The following is a 16,187-nucleotide window of genomic DNA, read 5'->3' on the forward strand; positions in this document are numbered from 1 at the left end:
GCGGCACCCCTCTGAAAAGCCGCCGCCTCTCCGGCCGCCGAACGGTCTGGTGCCCCCAATGCCAACCGGATGGGGCATAGCAAGGCGGCATCGGCGTTCGCCCCGATCCTCTCCCCAGGTACTCACGCTCGATGGCCTCCAACCTGCACGCTGAGTCCGCGCGCGGAGACCTCGCTCAAAACCCGGTCACGACTATGACGCGCTGATCCTCGTGGCCTGCGGCTGGTGGAACGCCCTTCTCCCCTGGGGCAAGACGATCACCGTCCGCGTCCCGCCGAACACCAAGGTCGAAGTGCGCATCGCCCGTCGGGTCTTCATCGAGGGCGATCTGGAGACGCCTCCTTTCATCGACGACGCGACTGAGGTCGAGTAGGAGACGGAGAGGGCCTCTCGGGGCCCGCTTCCAGCATTCTGGACTTCCGAAAGCGGTCAACCACAGCTGACGTCTCACCTGTCGCAACAAGGGCCCTGGTATGAGCCAGGACCCCTCACCGGGAGGGCCTGACAGCCGGCCCTCCTCTTCCATCTCACGAACGCTGCCGTGTCCGCGCACTGACGGTCCGCAATCCGCGCCCGGACTCGGCGTCGTCGCCTGCGTCGGTGACAGCGGGTTCGGACGGTGCGCCTTCGTCGGTGACGGCGATGGCGACATAACTGGCCCAGCGGGCGATCTCAACGGTGAAGGTCCCACCGGACTGGCTCAAACGATCAACGGTCCCGTCGCACGCCAAGGCCGTGCCAGCCACTCGTCCGTGGCCCCTCACCCCGACCCAAGATCATTCACTCGCATGGCCCCCTACCTTGGCTCCCCCGGGGCGTCATCACGCATGGAGGATGGCCAGCGCTCTCGCCACCGGTCATAATTCTCGGCGGTAGTTCCCCACCGTCCTGCACGTGTGTGCCGGACGGGACAGGTTTCGCGCGGGCGCCGCATACCGAGGCCAAATTGCCTTGACGATGCGGACCACTTTGATAGCGAGACAGGATCTGCGGCCCGGAGCCTTCGCAAGGCCCGCCTCCCGTTTCGCCCACATCGTCGCATCCGACGCATCACGATCGCCGCCTTGGCAGCGCGAAGGCAGTCTGCAGCGTCTCGTCGGAGCGCATCGTGCGAGGGCGTCAGCCGTTGGCGAGTCGGTCGGTCGCCTCTTGACTGGCCTCTGTAGTACGGCGGAGGAAGTCGGCCAGCACCGCCAACTCGGCGTCGCCGTAGTCGGCACAGATCTCGTCGAGGAGCGTGCTCATCCCCGAATACAGCTTGAACAGCTCGGGGACACGTTCTCGAAGTGGGCTCACGGCGACTGCCCGGCGGTCCACGGCGTCCGGATCCCGCTGGCGGACGGCCCAGCCCCCTCGCTGTAGCCGATCAAGGATACCAGTCATCGTAGCGGGGTGCAGGCCAGCTCGACGGGCCAAGGCGCTCGGACTGAGCGGCCCTTCCCTGTTGATCAGATCGAGGCAGTACAGGTCGATGTCCCGGAGTTCAACGTGTGCGCTGACCTGGTGATTGAGCAAGGACAGCTGGATACTCAGCTCGCGCAGTGACTCCCTGATGCTCGCGGTCACCCGCCGACGACTCCGCGCAGCCTCGGCGTCCCTGGCCGTGCGCATCATGCCGTGCCGACCTCATCTCTCCAGTGAATCTCATATCATATCAGCTCTAAATTATCTCATGGCGGTCAACTCCAGTGGAGTGGTAGGGGGACGGACGTGCACATCCTGCCCGCGTTCGGCTCCCGGCCGGTGAACACCTTCACCAGTCCGAAGGAGATCGTGGCCTGGAAGAAGCGAATCCGGAGTCGAGGGGTTCTCGCATCGGACGGCCGCCGACGCCCGTTCCATGCTGGGCACAATCCTGGGTGACGCCAAGGATCGTGGTCTGCTGCCGGTCAACGTCGCTGAAAAGCGCAAGAGACGTGGACGTAAGCGTGCCCGGAGGGCACACGGCGCTCGGGGCCTGGAGAAGAAGTGGGCGTCGCCGCTCCAGGTGCTGCTCCTCGCGGAGCGATGCGGTCTGCTCGCGGGGCGGGAGGACGACTTCATCTTGATCGTCCTGACCGTTTTCACCGGGATGCGGTGGGGTGAGGCGATGGGGCTGCAGCGCCCGTACTGTCGACTCGACCACATCCAGGTCGACTGGCAGCTACGGGAGTACTCCGGCAAGCTGGAGAGATTCCAGTCGCGTCCTGGCTTCCACTGCTAGAAGGGTTCACTCCGCACGGAGGCCGCGCTGACCCCCGCCACGGTCTGATTCTAAGGTGATCGTCCATGCCGGTGGAGTTTCTGGCTGATGGCCAGTCAAGGCTTACTCGAGACCATCCCCGCCGAACTCGACCGGCCGTGGCTGGCCGCCCGCTCGGCCATATCCCGCACCTCCTTCGCGCAGCGGTCCACCGACCTCGTCGGGCAAGCCGCCGCTGACATACCTGACGTGGCCGCGGATGACCGGCGCCGCGCGCCTTCTTTGGACACCGGCGCGCCGCTGGCCACCCTCGCCGGCAGGGCAGCTACTCGTCTCGTACGTCTTCGGCAAGGCGTTCCGCCGCGAGTACGGAGTAGCTGCAGGCCGGTACCGCCGGCGCACCGGCCACCGCACTCCGCCTGGAGCGCAGCCGGCGCGCCGCACGCCGGATCGGCGGGTTCTGCGACGGGTGAGTCGCGTCGCGGGAGAACGGCCCCAGAGGCTGTTACCTTCCGCATCCGCCATCCGTCATATCAGGGCGGAACAATCCGAATCACCGAAAGAGGGCGGATGATGCAAGCACGTATGAAGAACCCGGCGATGGTCCTTCCTGACGCGATGGAGGGCGTCCAGAGCCTGTACAAGGCCATGCACAAGGGTGGAGTGCCACAGCAGACACTGGAACTCGTTCACTTGAGGGCGAGCCAGATCAACGGGTGCAGCGCCTGTGTGAACGCGGGAATCGCCAGTTCGAAGAAGGCCGGAGAGACCGACGAGCGCCTGTTCCAGCTGTCCGCGTGGCGCGAGGCGCCCTTCTACACCGACGCCGAGCGTGCGGCGCTGGAGCTGACCGAGGCGGCGACCCGGCTGGCCGACCACGCCGACCCGGTGCCGGACGAGATCTGGCAGGCGGCCGCCGATCACTACACCGAGCAGGAGCTCGCGGCCATCATCCTCATGATCGCCACAACCAACTTCTTCAACCGGCTCAACAGGACGATCCAGGAACCCGCGGGAACCAGCTGGGGCTGACCGTCACCTGATCACGAATCCGCCGACCGTATCGACGACGAAGGCACCGCGGGCGTACGTCCGCCACATCTCGGCACGAAATCCGAACCTCACAGCGAAAGTGGAAACGTGGTGAACGTGATGATGATCCGTTCCGAGGTCAAACGCCGAAGGCGTCGGTAAGGTCGGGGCCACCGTCGTGAAGATGTCCGCGGCGATCGAGCAGGCGAAGCCGGAAGGCGTTCGTTACGCGTCCTGCAAACTCGCCGATGCTCGTGGCTCTGCTCGCACTCGATGACGGCTTCGACAATCCCCTGCCGGCGTGGCGGAATTCCGGAAGTTCCAGGAGAACCTCAAGGAGTGGATCGTCGAGCCGCCGATCCCAGACCGGCTGACCATCCTGGGATCTACCGCCTCTTCTGAGCGCCGCTCACGCGGCCGGCAGAAGGACGTTCTCGTCTGATGGTGCCGACCGGAGTTTCCGTCCGGTCGGCACCATCAGCGTGGGCCGCATCCAGCGGCCATGCAATAACAACCGGTACCGCGGCATGTCTGCGGGAGAGTGACGCACCGCGGGACGGCTCACGCCACCATGAACGTCGACAGGTCGAGCTGCGATAGACGTTCCGTGTCGAGCAGCCCGTCGATCGCGCTGATCCTGCCGTCGGTGACCGTGAAGCCCATGACCGATATGGGCCGATGATCGACAACGATGACGACCCCGGCGGCGCCGTTCACAAGGGCCCGGCGGACATGCGCATCTGGCCGTGCGAACATCAGTGCACGCCCGGCGACCTCGGCGGCGCCGCGGACCATGACGGACACTGTACCTTCGCCCAATGGTCCCGCATCGGCCCGCATGGTGATGTTCGGGGCGAGAACGGCGACCAGCGCATCGAAGTCACCGCTTCGCGCCGCGGCGAAGAACGCGTCGACCACTGCGTGCTGCCGGCCCAGGTCGGCATCGGGGACCGCCTCCGCTCCCTGTACCCGGCGGCGCGCACGACTGGCGAGCTGTTTGGCGGCGTTCGGCGAGCGATCTAGCATGCCTGCGATCTGATCGAACGGGACGGCGAACATGTCATGGAGGACGAACGCGAGCCGCTCAGCGGGGGCCAGCCTCTCGAGGACGACGTACAACGCGACGCCCACCGAATCGGCCAGCAGTGCTTCCTGCTCGGGATCGGTGCCCTCGACCGGGCTCACGACGGGGTCGGGAACGTGCCAATCCAGCGGCTCCTCACGCCGGGCGGCCCGGGACCGCAGGATGTCCAGGCACACCCGTGCGGTCACCGTCGTCAACCACCCGCCGAGATTCTCCACCTCACTGGTGTCGATGCGGCTCAGCCGGAGCCACGTCTCCTGCACGGCGTCGTCCGCCTCGTGCACAGAGCCGAGCATGCGGAAGGCGACGCCCCGCAGATGCCGACGGTGCTCCTCGAATCGTTCGGTCAGCGATCTATGCTCGTTCATCGATTCCGTCCCGTCACCATTCGTTTCACAGCACTGACGGATCAGACCTCCTCGAGGTAACAGTCCCGGCTGGAGAAGGCGCAAGCGAGACCATCACATTGAGCCACGACGACTGCGCATGGGCTGGCGGGCCCCGGTCGCAGTCGGCACCCGGAGAGGTTCACCACACTGCAGGGCGGGTAGACGACTCGTCTACCTGCGGGAGCGACGCCGGTAGGCGCGGGGTCCGTCGCCGTGCGAACTGCCCGCAGGATCGACTACGAGGACGCGGTCGTATTTTGGGAGCTTCCATCGGCAGGTCGGTGCTCTCCAGCAGCTCCTCGGTGTGGTCCAGACGCTGCCTTCGCAGGTAGCGCCAGCTGGCGCCCTTGAAACAGCGCACGAACGAACGCTCGCTCATCAGGGCACGGGCGGCCAGCCCGCCAACCGAGATTTTCGGTCCGTTCGTTCGCACGCCCAGCAGATGACCACCGCGAGACGCTGGCGTCGGTAGGCACCGGTGCGACGATGTACTGGGTCCTGGACACCGTCGCGGTGCTGCCTCCGGGCGTACTGGACTTGGCCACCTGGCCGGGCCGATACGGCACCACAGCTGCTGTCGAAGGAACTGCCTGAGCGCGGTGTGGACTTGGTGGTGACCGACCAGGGCATCGACACCTCCACGGCCATCGGCCGCGTGTTCTTCCAGATCCTCGAGGCCATCGCTGAGTTCGAACACGCGCTGATGTCGGAGAGGACGCTTCAAGGTGATCGCCGCGGCCAGGATCTGCGGCGGCATCGACGGCCGTCCGTTCGCCGAGGGATATCGGTCAGCTCCAGCGCCGCACGCTCGGCGTCGGTGTTAGAAGGGCGCCACGCGGACAGCTGGAACAGGCGCTCGTCGGTCTCTCCGGCCTTCTTCGAACTGGCGATTCCCGCGTACACACAGGCGCTGCACCCGTTGATCTGGCTCGCTCTGAGGTGGATGAGTTCCAAAGTCTGCTGTGGCACTCCACCCTTGTGCATGGCCTTGTACAGGCTCTGGACGCCCTCCATCGCGTCAGGCAGCACCATCGCCAGGTTCTTCATACGTGCTTGCATCATCCGCTCTCTTTCGGCAGTTCGGATCGTCCCGCACCGATATGACGGATGCCGGAGCGAAAGGTAACGGAGCCCGGCATCGTCTCTTCCAGGACGACCGGTCACGCCAGCGGAGTGGTGTATGAGTCGGCCTCCGCGTGATCCTGTTTCTGCAGGTCAAGCGGCGAGTTCTCGGTTGTCGATCTTGGGTCGGGTGTGGTTCCGTCGATGGCGCGTAGGCGGGCTCTGGCGAGGAACTCCAGGCCTATGTAACGGCGGGCCTCGGTCCATGCGTCGGTCTGCTCCATCAGTACGGCGCCGACGATGCGGACGATCGCGGCCCGGTCGGGGAGGATCCCGACCACGTCGGTGCGGCGACGGCGTCCAAGTGCTCGGCGGTCTGCGGGTGCTTGGTCTCCAGCGAGGCGACCACGCGGGCGGGCCGAGCGGCGACCTCTTCGGCAGCGGACTGGTCGAAGATGGTGCGCACCAACGTGGCCACCCACGGCCGCGCCGCCTTGGGCACGCGGGTGAGCAGATTGCGCAGGTAGTGCGTGCGGCACCGCTGTCAGCCCGCCCCGGGCAGGGTCGAGCCGATCGCCTCGACCAGGACGCGATGCGCATCGGAGATGACCAGTTGCACGCCGGTCAGGCCGCGGGCGACCAGTCCGCGAAGGAACGCCAGCCAACCGGTGCCGTCCTCGGTCGAGGTGACCTCGATTCCGAGGATCTCGCGGTGCCCGCCGGCGATGACGCCGGTGGCCACCAGCACGTGGACGTTGACGATCCGGCCGCCCTCACGGACCTTCTGGGTCAGGGCGTGCGGGCCGCCCTTCAAAGGGCGGTTGCGGAACACGGCCACCTGGGCGTCCAGCACCTTGGACATCTCCGAGACCTGGCTTTGGGAGATGCCCTTGGTGCCCGTCTGCTCCACCAGCTTGTCCACCCGCCGCGTGACACGCCCAGGAGATAGGAGGTGGCGACCACCCTGACCAGGGCCTGCTCGGCCCGGCGACGCCGCTCCAGCAGCCACTCGGGGAAGTAGGCCCCCGACCGAAGCTTGGGGATCGCGTCGTCTCCTTCTTCTTGATCATCCATCTCGATGGATCTACGCGATGGCCGTCTCACGTCACGACGCCACGCTCTTCACCTGCGGAAACTCGTACACCACCTCAGTGGACGCAACCGAACCCACCCCCCGGGACCGTCCACCGACGAGGAGACCACCGAGCTGTCGTTATGCTTGCGAGCTGGGCTTCTTGCCATTGGTGTGGGGTTGCGCCCAGGCCCATGTGGTCGCTGGGTCCAAGCAGGCCTGGCGGCGCGGATACAGGGAGGCCGTGATGTCGGAACCTGATGGCGAGGGCCACGTCCCGCGGAGCACTTTCATGTTGATCTTTCGTGGGGGTGCTGTTTCGCGGCCTGACCTGTCGCCGTCCGAACTTCAGGCTCACCTGGAGAAGTGGTATCGCTGGTCGGAGGAGTTGGCCGGGCAGGGCAGGCGTAACACCGGAACCGCGCTCGATGGTCCGGGGGCCACGGTTCGCGGTCGCGATCTGGTCACCGACGGACCGTATGCCGAGTCGAAGGATCTGGTGACCGGCAGCATGATCTTCGAGGCGGCCTCTCTGGAAGACGCCATCGAGGTCGCACGCGGCTGCCCGACGTACGAGTTCGGCGGCTCCGTCGAAGTGCGGCCTGTCCAGGATTTTCGGATCTGAGGCTGGTGAACGAAGGGCGCGAGCCGCTCTCATCTGCGGAGCTGGTGGAAGACCTGTTCCGCAGGGAGTATGCGCACCTGGTCAGCGCGTTGATCCGGGTCCTGGGCCCATCGAACATCCCGCTTGCCGAGGATGTCGTCCATGACGCGCTGGTGAGTGCCATGCAGGCGTGGCGTTTCGGGCTGCCGCAGGACCCGAAGGCATGGATCATCCGGGCAGCTCACAACCGGGCGATCGACATCATCCGCCGGGAACAGCGCCGCCGCTCTTTCCTGCCCGAACTGGCAACGAGGACCGCGCTGACCGACACCATCGAGGCGGCCCTGGCTCCGGCTGCCGAGGGGACCAGCCAGTTGGCGATGATGTTCGCTGTCTGCGACCCAGGCCTGAGCCGCGAGACGCACATCACCCTGATCCTGCGGTGGCTGTGTGGTCTGTCTCCCAAGGAGATCGGTCAAGCATTCCTGGTGGACACCCAGACCATCGACCGGCGCTTGCACCGCGGTCGCGGACGCCTGCGTGAGCTGGGCCGGTTGCCCGACGTGGACGACCTTCCTGACCTCCACATCCGGCGGGGCTCGGTCCTGCGAGCGCTGTATCTGCTGTTCAACGAGGGCTATCACGGCAGCAACCCGCAGGACCCGGTGCGTCCTTTCATGTGCGAGGGCGCTCTGCGTCTCGCCGAGTTGCTGCTGGACGCCAAGGCGACTGCGCATCCGGACGTGCATGCTCTGGCCGCTTTGTTCTGCTTCGACGCTGCCCGGCTGTCGACACGGAGGGACGAGCACGGTGTGTTCGTCCCCTTGGAGGACCAGGACCGGAGCCGCTGGGATCGGGCGCATATCGAGCGCGGTCTGATCCATCTTGCCCACGCCGCCACCGGGGACCTCCTGTCCCGCTGGCACCTGGAGGCCGGCATCGCCTGCGAGCACGCGATCGCGCCTTCGGTCCAAGAGACGGACTGGGACAGGATCATCGGCTTCTACCGGATCCTCGCCGAACAGTCCCCGAACCCCATCGTGACGCTCAACCGTGCGCTGGCCGTGGCCGAACGGGACGGCGTCGACGAGGGTCGCCGCGAGCTGACCGCCCTGGCGCAAGAGCCGAAGCTGTCTCGATACCCGTTCTACTGGGCGGCCCGAGCCGACCTTGAACGGCGGGCCGACCGCCACGCCGCCGCACGGGAGTACTACGAGCACGCGATCGCGCTGGCCCGCAGCACCGCCGAGCGTGCGGCCTTCGAGCGGCGGATCGAGAGTCTCAAGACCTCCTAAAAACCCCTAGAGGCGTGTCCGGTTTACCTGCCCGCCGTTCGTCGTCCTCCTGAGATCACTCGATCAGACCAGGAGAGACCGATGCCACAGTCGTCAACACACCGCATGAAGGACCTTCACCGGCGACGGCGTGCTGAGCACCCGAGCCAGCGGCGGCAGCCGTGACCGCGGTAGACGCCAGGAACGCCCACGGCGGCGGCAAGGCCGCGCCATCGGGCCAGGTGCACCGGTGGCGGGCGTTCTCGCTGCTCGCCGTGGCGTACTTCATGACGGCGGTCGACATGCTGATCGTCAACGTCGCGCTGCCGACCATCAGCCGCAAGCTGCACTTCGCCCAGGCGGACCTGCAGTGGGTGGTGACCGCCTACGCCCTCACCTTCGGCGGGTTCCTGCTGCTCGGTGGTCGCGCCGCCGACCTGCTCGGGCGCAGGCGCGTGTTCACAGCCGGGCTGGCGCTGTTGACCGCCGCCTCGCTGGCCTGCGCGCTGGCCACCAGCGGCATCTTCCTGATCATCATGCGGGGTGTCCAAGGCCTGGGCGCCGCCATGGTCCTGCCCGCTGCGCTGTCGATCGTGATGAACATGTTCACCGAGGGCGCCGAACGTAACAAGGCACTCGGCCTGTGGGGCGCCATCGGCGCCAGCGGCGCGACCGTCGGCGTGCTGGCCGGCGGCGCCCTCACCCGCTACGCCGGTTGGCCCTACATCTTCTACCTGAACGTGGTCGTCGGCGGGGCCGCGCTACTGCTGACCCGGCGTGTAGTGCCGGAAAGCAGGTTCGAGGGCGCACGCCGCCACTACGACCCGCTAGGCGCCATCACCGTGACCGGCGCCCTGGTGATCGTGGTGTACGCGATCTCGCAGGCGCCGAGCGTCGGGTGGACAGCCGCCCGGACCCTGGCCCTGTTCGCGTTGGCCGCGGTTCTGCTGGCCGTATTCGTGGCCATCGAGGCCCGCGCCCAGGCGCCGCTGCTGCCGCTGCGACTGTTCCGGCTCAAGACCCTGGCTGGCTCGAACGCCGTCGGGTTCCTGCTCGGCGCCAGCTTCTACGGCTACATCTTCATCGGCACCCTCTACATGCAGCAGGTGCTCGGCTATTCCGCGATGAACACCGGCCTCGCCTGGCTCGCCGTCGGCCTGACCGGCGTAGTCCTCGCAGGGCCGGCGCAGATGCTCGTCACCCGCACCTCCATCAGAGTGGTGATGGCGGCCGGGCTGACCCTGACCGGCGCCGGGATCCTATGGGCGGCCCAGGCGCCCGCCCACGCCAGCTTCTGGGCGGACCTGGCCGGCCCCTTCTTCCTCACCGGCACCGTCACCTGGATCTTCATCCCGGTATCGATCGGGGCCCTGGTCGGCGTCACCGAACGGGACGCAGGAGTCGCCTCCGGCCTCATCGACTCCTCCCAACAACTCGGCGGCGCGATCGGGATCGCCATCGCCTCCACCGTCACGGCCACACGCACCCGCGACCTCCAGACCCAAGGCCACGCCATCACCGACGCGCTCACCGGCGGACTTCACACCGCCCTCTGGGTTTGTGGACTCATCGCCCTGGCCGCCGTCCCCATCGCCTTCCTCCTCATCCGGCGCACCGACATCACCCAGTCCACAACAACCCACACCACCACAGCCCAGCAAAGCCAACTCCCAGAACCAGCCCCGGCCGACTGACCATCGCGGCCATCAAGGCCGCTGCACGCCTCATTCCCTCAGAGTCCACTCACAGCAAAGGAGAACTACCATGCGCAAACTCATCGAATCGACGCTCGTCACGCTGGACGGCGTCATCGAAGCCCCTGAACGCTGGGCCTTCTTCGACGCCGAATCCTCGGCGTACTCGCTCGAACAACTCGACAACTACGACGCGTTCGTCATGGGCCGGAAGACCTACGAGACCTTCTACGCCAACTGGGGCCACGTCACCGGCAACCCCTACATCGACCGCATCAACGCCATGCCCAAGCACGTCGCGTCACGGTCATTGACCGAGACGACATGGAACGCCACCCTGCTGGGTCCCGACCCATCCAGCGCGATCGCGAACTTGAAGGACCAGCCAGGCAAGGACCTCATCAAGTACGGCACCACTCGCTTCGACGCCACACTCATCCAACACCACCTGATCGACGAGTTCCGCTTCTGGTACATGCCCGTCGTGGCCGGCTCAGGGCAACGGCTTTTCGAACACGTGGACACCGCAGGACTGGACCTCAGGCTCACCGACGAGAAACGACTGCAGAACGGGTCGGTCATCCTCACCTACGTGGCGCGCTGACCTCACACAGCAGCCCGGGATCCAGCGAAGTATCACCCTTTGAGGTCGCGAGGGGTCGTGTACCCACCTGAGTAAGCCCACACAACGGGAGCTCTCCGCTAGACGATCACAATCGGTATTCGGCAGCGCGGCCGGTCGGCCAGGGCAGGGAAATCAGCGAATGGTGGCACGGCAGGCACGATTCTTAAGGAAGATCACGGGCTTCGATACCCAAATCATCTTGGAGATCGTGCCTGTCTCATCACCCCACGCCGCGCCACCCGAAACCTTCACACCACAACGCCGGAGCCCTGCTCCCCAAATGCCGCGCCAGACTCCGATTACTTTCGCAGTGAAATCGCCGCTATATAGGTATGAACTCATCGCGCCAGGAGACCGCTCGCATCCTGATCGAGCAACACCAACCGACGATGCTCGTGCTCAACGCGGGCGCGCCATCCGCCATCGGCCCGCTACACGAACAGGTCTGGGAATCGTTCAGCCGCAACCGGCAGGTCGACACCCAACACGCTTTCCATTGGATCCGCGCGGCACTGCGGCACCCGCTGACGCCAGGCAGCCTGGTGGTGGCGGTATCCAGCGGGGCTGCCCTGCGCGGCTCACCGCTCAGCGGCGGATACTCGGGCGCAAAGGCGATGATCCGATTTCTCGCCGGATACGCCGCCGATGAATCCCGCCGCGCCCAACTCGGCATCGGCTTCGCCACCGTGCTGCCGCAACTGACGCCTGCCACCGAACTCGGCGCCGCCGCGGTCGCAGCGTACGCCCAGCGGCAGGGCGTCGACACCGACACATTCGCAGCGGCACTGCAACCGCTGCTCACGCCGGCCATCGTCGGCGCCGAGATCGCGCGGCTGTGCCAGGACACCGACAACCAGGACGAGCACCGGGAGTACCAGCTCACCGGCCACGGACTTCACGCGATCTCGTGAACAACCAGAAAGAGAAGGTCATGTTGCTGGAAACAAGAATGTCGTCGTATACGGCACGGGCGGCGCGGTCGGTAGTGCAGTGGCCCGCAGTTTCGCTGACGAAGGGGCCAGGGTTTTCCTGACCGCGCGAATATTCGACGTCATCGACACAATCGCGAAGGAGATCTCCGCCGCGGGTGGAGCGGTCGAGACCGCCGTGGTGGACGCCGGGGACGAAAAATCGCACGATGTTCGCGTGATCTGCCTACGCACCACGGGCATGGTGGAGACACCGGTCATCGAAGTCGTGTACGGGCTTCACACCAACGCGCTGGGGATCACCAAGGAGCAGTTCACTGCGCTAGCGAGTGGTATGAGCCACCGCAAGCGCCCGACCCACGCGGATCGAACTCACCGAAGCGGCGGTATTCCTCGCCTCCGACCGGGCATCCGCAATGACCGGCACCGTCGCCAACCTGACCCGGCGGAATCATCGTCGACTGACCCGACTCGCCTACAAAGGAGCAAGGACAATGAACGATCTACTCGCGAGCGCCGTCGCCGCGCACGGTGGCGTGGACCGGTGGAACCGGATCCATACGATCGCTTTCGCCGCCGCCATCACCGGGGCCTTCTGGCAGATCAAGGGGCAAGGCGACGCGCTGACGAACGTCCGCTTCGAGGTGGACACCACGCGGGAACGGCTGACCATGGACTTCGGCGGCCAGGACCGAAGGTCGGTCTTCGAACCCGACCGGGTCGTCCTGCAACGACCGATCGGCACGGTGGTCGAGGCACGCGACGCCCCGGAAAGGTCGTTCGACGGCCACCAATTCGAGACGCCGTGGGACGACCTGCATCTCGCCTACTTCACCGGGGAGCACTGTGGACTTACCTGAATGCGCCGTTCCGGTTCACTTGGCCGGGGTTCGTCTGCGAGGAGATCGCCCCGATTGAGACCGACGGTGAAACATGGCGGCGGCTGAAAGTGACCTTCCCCGACCACATCAAGAGCCACACCCGCACGCAGGTGTTCTGCTTCAGCCCGGACGGGTTGCTGCGCGCCGCCACGACTTCACCATCGACATCGTCGGCCGGACGGTCGAACACGCCCTTGTTCGAGAACGGATGCGGCCGCGTGTATTCCGACCGGAAGCGCTTGTAGGCCGAGCACAGGTCGTCCACGTCGGTCGGTCCCGTGTCGGCGCACCCTGGTCCTGTCCCGACTTGATATGCGGCGGGACGTGCCGCGCGTCGTCGTCCATGTGTGCCCCCATTTCCCCACCGGAGAAGCACGACTTTGGACAACGCGGACGGAAGCCGCAACGGCCCCTCCGGCGCCCCGACCCGCCTCTCCGGACCTTCGCAGGTCGCAGGCGGGATCGGGGTGCATCGGTCGAACGGAATCAACCGCCCTGTGCCTCATCTGAGCCACAGCCGGAACCTGAGGAGGAATCGCGCGGGCACGGTCGAGGCCGACAACGCGCAGGTCCGCAGCCGGGCACCTGCTCGGACACGGTGTGCGCGCTCCTCGCCCGGGTGGGAACGCAGGTGCCGCCCGGTGATGATGGCGCTTCGCACACGCGCACAGAACGGGGGAGCTAATGAAGGACGCGAACACCGGACGGATCGAGGATGGCTGGAACCTCGTATACGGCGGCTCCCCGGCGCCCGATTCCCAGGTATCCGGTTCTCCGGCGCCCGCTTCACCGCACCCGGCCCTCCCGAAGCCTGTTCGGACGCCGGACCGCCGTGTCCGCACCGTGCTGGTCGTCGCCGACGAATGGTTCCCTGCACGCGGTGGCCTCAGCGCCCTGAACCGCTACCTCTGCCGGGCCCTGGCCAGCGCGGGTGTCGACGTGCTCTGCCTGGTCCCTGGCCTGACCGACGACGAACGACGCGATATGGAGGACGCCGGGGTGCGTCCGATCATCGCGCTGCGGGCGCCTGGCATGACCGAGCGCGAGGCGCTGGTCCGCAGGCCGGTGCTACCGGACGGCGTCGAGCCCGACCTGGTCGTGGGCCACGGCCGGGTGACCGGGCCAGTTGCGAAGGCGCTCGCCGAGGACCTCTTCGGAGGCACCCCGCGCCTCCATCTCGTCCATATGTCTCCTGAGGAGATCGAGTGGCACAAACTCGACGGTGACAGCGAGGCGGGCACCAGGGCCACGGAGCGGGCGGCCATCGAACTCGGACTCGCCGCCGGCGCGGCCGCGGCGGTTCCGGTCGGACCGCGCCTGTACGAATGGATCGTGCGCGACCTGGACGACGGCATCACCCCGGTCGTCCCGCTCGACCCGGGCTTCGACCAGGTCGGCCCGGACGAACGTGCGGTGCCGAAAGGCGAACGGCGACCGCTGATCATGATCATGGGACGGATGGGCGACGCCCGGCTCAAGGGCGTCGAGCTCGCCGCCAGGGCGGTCGGGCACGCCCGCCGATACGCTCCGGACGCCGACGACTGGGAGCTTCTCGTGCGCGGAACCCCTGCCGAGACCGAGGCCGAGACGCGCAAGAAGGTCGTCGGCTGGATCGGCCACCGTACGGCGCGCGTGATGGTCCAGGCTTTCGATCCAGACATTGACGCGGTCCGGCGGGACCTGCGCCGGGCGAGCCTGCTGCTCATGCCGTCGCTCGTCGAAGGGTACGGGCTGGTCGGTCATGAGGCGATCACCATGGGGACCCCTGCTCTCGTCAGCGAGCACAGCGGCTTGGGCATGCTCCTGACGGAGCTGGCACCCCGCGAGAGCAGGAGCATCGTGGTGCCGGTCCGCGACACGCCCAAGGACGCCGCCGTGTGGGGTCACCGCATCGCCGCGGAGCTGCGCGACCGTCCGGCGGCGTTCGCGAGGGCCACCGCCCTCCGGCGGCACCTCGCCGCCCGCTGGACCTGGGCGGACGCCGTCGAGCGGATCCTCTCGGCACTGTGACCGGTCAGCAGTCGGCCGGGAGCCGCGCCGGAGCTCGGCCGCCGCGGGATCCCGCATCTCCTCGAAGGGATTGCCCGCCTCGCCCCGGCGGGGGAACGCCCGATCCGGACAGGCGAAGGTGCGGCGGTCGTAGACCGGCTCGACCGGAGCCCGCACGACCTGGGGTGGCCGTGCAGGCTCCGGGACACCTCCCGATCAGCGGCGGCTCTCTTCCCGCGTCTCCTTCGTCCACCACTCGTACGCCTTGACGCCCGCGTAGCCGAGCCCGATGAACGGGATGACGAAGATCATCCACGGGAACTCCCAGGTGCCGCTCGTCTGGGCGGCGACGAAGAAGCCGTATCCGGCGAACAGCACGCCGCCGGCGCCTATTCGCATGCGGTCCTTCACGGACATCCCCGGCATCAACGCGGCGCCGATCAGGACGAATCCGGAAAGGATCGAGAAGATCTCGTACTTGGACCAGGTCATGAAGCCTGCCCTTCTTCGGTGGATGCGGCGGGGGGCGTGCGTCACATGGGGGTCATCGACACAGAGGTGAGGCGCTCCGCGGGAGAGCCGCTCAGTTCCCGCCGAAGCCCGGGAGAAGGTGATCGAACGGGCCGTTGTCGTGCGCGGCGTCCACGATGGACAGGTAGAGACCGCCCGCCCAGAGAAGGACTGCGTACTCGCCGGGATTCAGCTGCCACCGGTTCCGTGACCGCTCCAGGTGCGCGGTGCCCTGCTGCTCGCCACGGAAGCGCATCATCGCGGTGGCGGTGCTGCCGCTGACCGAGACACTGCCGGCGTCCACCTTGTCGATCTCCTTGCGATACGACTCCGGAGCCCGCTCGAACGCCGCAGAGATCTTCTGCGTGCAGTTCTCCTGGCCCGGCTGAGCCAGTTCGCACCAAGCCTTCGCGTTCCCGGACCTTTCGGCCTTCTTCAGCGACTCAAGGGTCTTGCGCGCGCCCGACGCGCCCTCGGTGAACACCACGCGCGTGTCGATCCCTGAGCCGGCGGCGACGGTGCCGTACAGGCCGAAGCCGAGAACGAGCAGGAGCACAGCCCCGATGCCCGCGACGGCGAACATCGGCAAGGCGAACGAACGCGATCCGTTACGGATGACGAGGGAACTGTTGATCAGGCTCGTCCCGTTGATACCGACGCTGTTCCCCGCCACCGAGAACAGGTCGCGGCCCGCGATACGGCTGTTCCGCACGTGAGCGTTCCGGCCCGCGGTGAGCGATACTCCCGAGCGGGACTCCTCGAAGTCCGGCGGTCTGGTGTGTTCCATGACGATTCCCCCTTGAACGGACGGCCCAACCCTGGGGAGCGGAGCGGGACGGGTCAACGCGGCTGCCGCGCGG

General features: G+C 66.9%; 18 protein-coding genes and 2 pseudogenes. 13 read left to right on the top strand and 7 right to left on the bottom strand.

Annotation, left to right across the window (positions count from 1 at the left end):
* Together AB0H37_RS42970 and AB0H37_RS42975 are read left to right on the top strand one after the other, a co-directional pair.
* Positions 1 to 80, top strand: an 80-nt coding sequence (locus AB0H37_RS42970) for a zinc finger domain-containing protein (protein ID WP_360617731.1), incomplete at its 5' end; no start/stop codon positions are given.
* A gap of 131 nt (positions 81 to 211) precedes the next feature.
* Complete coding sequence (locus AB0H37_RS42975) at positions 212 to 373, top strand: hypothetical protein (protein ID WP_360618429.1); 162 nt, start codon at positions 212 to 214, stop codon at positions 371 to 373.
* 746 nt (positions 374 to 1,119) lie between these two features.
* Here AB0H37_RS42975 and AB0H37_RS42980 read toward each other — a convergent pair.
* The gene (locus AB0H37_RS42980; RefSeq protein WP_360618430.1) at positions 1,120 to 1,566 is read right to left on the bottom strand and encodes a MarR family transcriptional regulator; all 447 of its coding nucleotides are present in this window, start codon (positions 1,564 to 1,566) and stop codon (positions 1,120 to 1,122) included.
* Between the two features lie 274 nt (positions 1,567 to 1,840).
* Between AB0H37_RS42980 and AB0H37_RS42985 the strand changes: the two genes are divergently transcribed.
* The 3 genes from AB0H37_RS42985 to AB0H37_RS42995 all read left to right on the top strand — a co-directional run bounded on the left by AB0H37_RS42985 (position 1,841) and on the right by AB0H37_RS42995 (position 3,656).
* Positions 1,841 to 2,203, top strand: coding sequence for a hypothetical protein (locus AB0H37_RS42985; RefSeq protein WP_360618432.1), 363 nt, complete (start codon positions 1,841 to 1,843; stop codon positions 2,201 to 2,203).
* 552 nt (positions 2,204 to 2,755) lie between these two features.
* Positions 2,756 to 3,214 carry a carboxymuconolactone decarboxylase family protein gene (locus AB0H37_RS42990; protein ID WP_360618458.1) on the top strand — a complete coding sequence of 153 codons (459 nt, stop codon included), beginning with the start codon at positions 2,756 to 2,758 and terminating at the stop codon, positions 3,212 to 3,214.
* A 301-nt stretch (positions 3,215 to 3,515) separates the two neighbouring features.
* Positions 3,516 to 3,656, top strand: a complete 141-nt coding sequence (locus AB0H37_RS42995) for a hypothetical protein (protein ID WP_329089285.1) — start codon at positions 3,516 to 3,518, stop codon at positions 3,654 to 3,656.
* A gap of 119 nt (positions 3,657 to 3,775) precedes the next feature.
* On the opposite strand, the gene AB0H37_RS43000 is transcribed toward AB0H37_RS42995, so the two are convergent.
* A complete protein-coding gene (locus tag AB0H37_RS43000; RefSeq protein WP_329089284.1) occupies positions 3,776 to 4,666 on the bottom strand; it encodes a sigma-70 family RNA polymerase sigma factor in 891 nt (296 codons plus the stop codon).
* 634 nt (positions 4,667 to 5,300) lie between these two features.
* Between AB0H37_RS43000 and AB0H37_RS43005 the strand changes: the two are divergent.
* Positions 5,301 to 5,357: pseudogene (locus AB0H37_RS43005) on the top strand (hypothetical protein); the annotation flags it as partial.
* Between the two features lie 50 nt (positions 5,358 to 5,407).
* On the opposite strand, the gene AB0H37_RS43010 reads toward AB0H37_RS43005, so the two are convergent.
* Entirely contained in the window at positions 5,408 to 5,749 is a 342-nt protein-coding gene (locus tag AB0H37_RS43010) for a carboxymuconolactone decarboxylase family protein (protein WP_360618434.1), read from the bottom strand.
* Positions 5,750 to 5,847: 98 nt separating this feature from the next.
* Positions 5,848 to 6,802 (bottom strand): annotated as a pseudogene (locus AB0H37_RS43015) (transposase); the annotation flags it as partial.
* 266 nt (positions 6,803 to 7,068) lie between these two features.
* Between AB0H37_RS43015 and AB0H37_RS43020 the strand changes: the two are divergent.
* The 6 genes from AB0H37_RS43020 to AB0H37_RS43045 all read left to right on the top strand — a co-directional run bounded on the left by AB0H37_RS43020 (position 7,069) and on the right by AB0H37_RS43045 (position 12,807).
* Positions 7,069 to 7,446 carry a YciI family protein gene (locus tag AB0H37_RS43020; protein WP_329089280.1) on the top strand — a complete coding sequence of 126 codons (378 nt, stop codon included), beginning with the start codon at positions 7,069 to 7,071 and terminating at the stop codon, positions 7,444 to 7,446.
* Between the two features lie 5 nt (positions 7,447 to 7,451).
* Complete coding sequence (locus AB0H37_RS43025) at positions 7,452 to 8,720, top strand: sigma-70 family RNA polymerase sigma factor (protein WP_360618437.1); 1,269 nt, start codon at positions 7,452 to 7,454, stop codon at positions 8,718 to 8,720.
* A 161-nt stretch (positions 8,721 to 8,881) separates the two neighbouring features.
* Positions 8,882 to 10,393: an MFS transporter gene (locus tag AB0H37_RS43030; protein WP_360618438.1), complete on the top strand. Its 1,512-nt coding sequence runs from the start codon at positions 8,882 to 8,884 to the stop codon at positions 10,391 to 10,393.
* 70 nt (positions 10,394 to 10,463) lie between these two features.
* Positions 10,464 to 10,997 carry a dihydrofolate reductase family protein gene (locus AB0H37_RS43035; RefSeq protein WP_329089274.1) on the top strand — a complete coding sequence of 178 codons (534 nt, stop codon included), beginning with the start codon at positions 10,464 to 10,466 and terminating at the stop codon, positions 10,995 to 10,997.
* A 353-nt stretch (positions 10,998 to 11,350) separates the two neighbouring features.
* Positions 11,351 to 11,929, top strand: a complete 579-nt coding sequence (locus AB0H37_RS43040; RefSeq protein WP_360618439.1) for an SDR family oxidoreductase — start codon at positions 11,351 to 11,353, stop codon at positions 11,927 to 11,929.
* 512 nt (positions 11,930 to 12,441) lie between these two features.
* A complete protein-coding gene (locus AB0H37_RS43045) occupies positions 12,442 to 12,807 on the top strand; it encodes a hypothetical protein (RefSeq protein ID WP_360618440.1) in 366 nt (121 codons plus the stop codon).
* Here AB0H37_RS43045 and AB0H37_RS43050 read toward each other — a convergent pair.
* Positions 12,800 to 13,093: a hypothetical protein gene (locus AB0H37_RS43050; RefSeq protein WP_360618441.1), complete on the bottom strand. Its 294-nt coding sequence runs from the start codon at positions 13,091 to 13,093 to the stop codon at positions 12,800 to 12,802. The two genes, AB0H37_RS43045 and AB0H37_RS43050, sit on opposite strands and share 8 nt — an antisense overlap.
* A gap of 578 nt (positions 13,094 to 13,671) precedes the next feature.
* On the opposite strand from AB0H37_RS43050, the gene AB0H37_RS43055 reads away from it, so the two are divergent.
* Positions 13,672 to 14,838, top strand: coding sequence for a glycosyltransferase family 4 protein (locus AB0H37_RS43055; RefSeq protein ID WP_360618443.1), 1,167 nt, complete (start codon positions 13,672 to 13,674; stop codon positions 14,836 to 14,838).
* 195 nt (positions 14,839 to 15,033) lie between these two features.
* On the opposite strand, the gene AB0H37_RS43060 is transcribed toward AB0H37_RS43055, so the two are convergent.
* Both AB0H37_RS43060 and AB0H37_RS43065 read right to left on the bottom strand, forming a co-directional pair.
* Positions 15,034 to 15,309, bottom strand: a complete 276-nt coding sequence (locus AB0H37_RS43060; protein WP_179835701.1) for a hypothetical protein — start codon at positions 15,307 to 15,309, stop codon at positions 15,034 to 15,036.
* A gap of 91 nt (positions 15,310 to 15,400) precedes the next feature.
* Positions 15,401 to 16,114, bottom strand: a complete 714-nt coding sequence (locus AB0H37_RS43065; protein WP_360618445.1) for a hypothetical protein — start codon at positions 16,112 to 16,114, stop codon at positions 15,401 to 15,403.
* Between the last annotated feature and the right edge of the window lie 73 nt (positions 16,115 to 16,187).

Origin of the sequence: Actinomadura sp. NPDC023710, from assembly GCF_040639875.1 — a bacterium.
Lineage (GTDB): Bacteria > Actinomycetota > Actinomycetes > Streptosporangiales > Streptosporangiaceae > Spirillospora > Spirillospora citrea.

Coding starts and splice junctions, on each gene's coding strand:
- AB0H37_RS42985 (WP_360618432.1), top strand. CDS start 1,841: ATGCTGGGCACAATCCTGGGTGACGCCAAGGATCGTGGTCTGCTGCCG.
- AB0H37_RS42990 (WP_360618458.1), top strand. CDS start 2,756: ATGCAAGCACGTATGAAGAACCCGGCGATGGTCCTTCCTGACGCGATG.
- AB0H37_RS43000 (WP_329089284.1), bottom strand. CDS start 4,666: ATGAACGAGCATAGATCGCTGACCGAACGATTCGAGGAGCACCGTCGG.
- AB0H37_RS43010 (WP_360618434.1), bottom strand. CDS start 5,749: ATGATGCAAGCACGTATGAAGAACCTGGCGATGGTGCTGCCTGACGCG.
- AB0H37_RS43020 (WP_329089280.1), top strand. CDS start 7,069: ATGTCGGAACCTGATGGCGAGGGCCACGTCCCGCGGAGCACTTTCATG.
- AB0H37_RS43035 (WP_329089274.1), top strand. CDS start 10,464: ATGCGCAAACTCATCGAATCGACGCTCGTCACGCTGGACGGCGTCATC.
- AB0H37_RS43040 (WP_360618439.1), top strand. CDS start 11,351: ATGAACTCATCGCGCCAGGAGACCGCTCGCATCCTGATCGAGCAACAC.
- AB0H37_RS43045 (WP_360618440.1), top strand. CDS start 12,442: ATGAACGATCTACTCGCGAGCGCCGTCGCCGCGCACGGTGGCGTGGAC.
- AB0H37_RS43060 (WP_179835701.1), bottom strand. CDS start 15,309: ATGACCTGGTCCAAGTACGAGATCTTCTCGATCCTTTCCGGATTCGTC.
- AB0H37_RS43065 (WP_360618445.1), bottom strand. CDS start 16,114: ATGGAACACACCAGACCGCCGGACTTCGAGGAGTCCCGCTCGGGAGTA.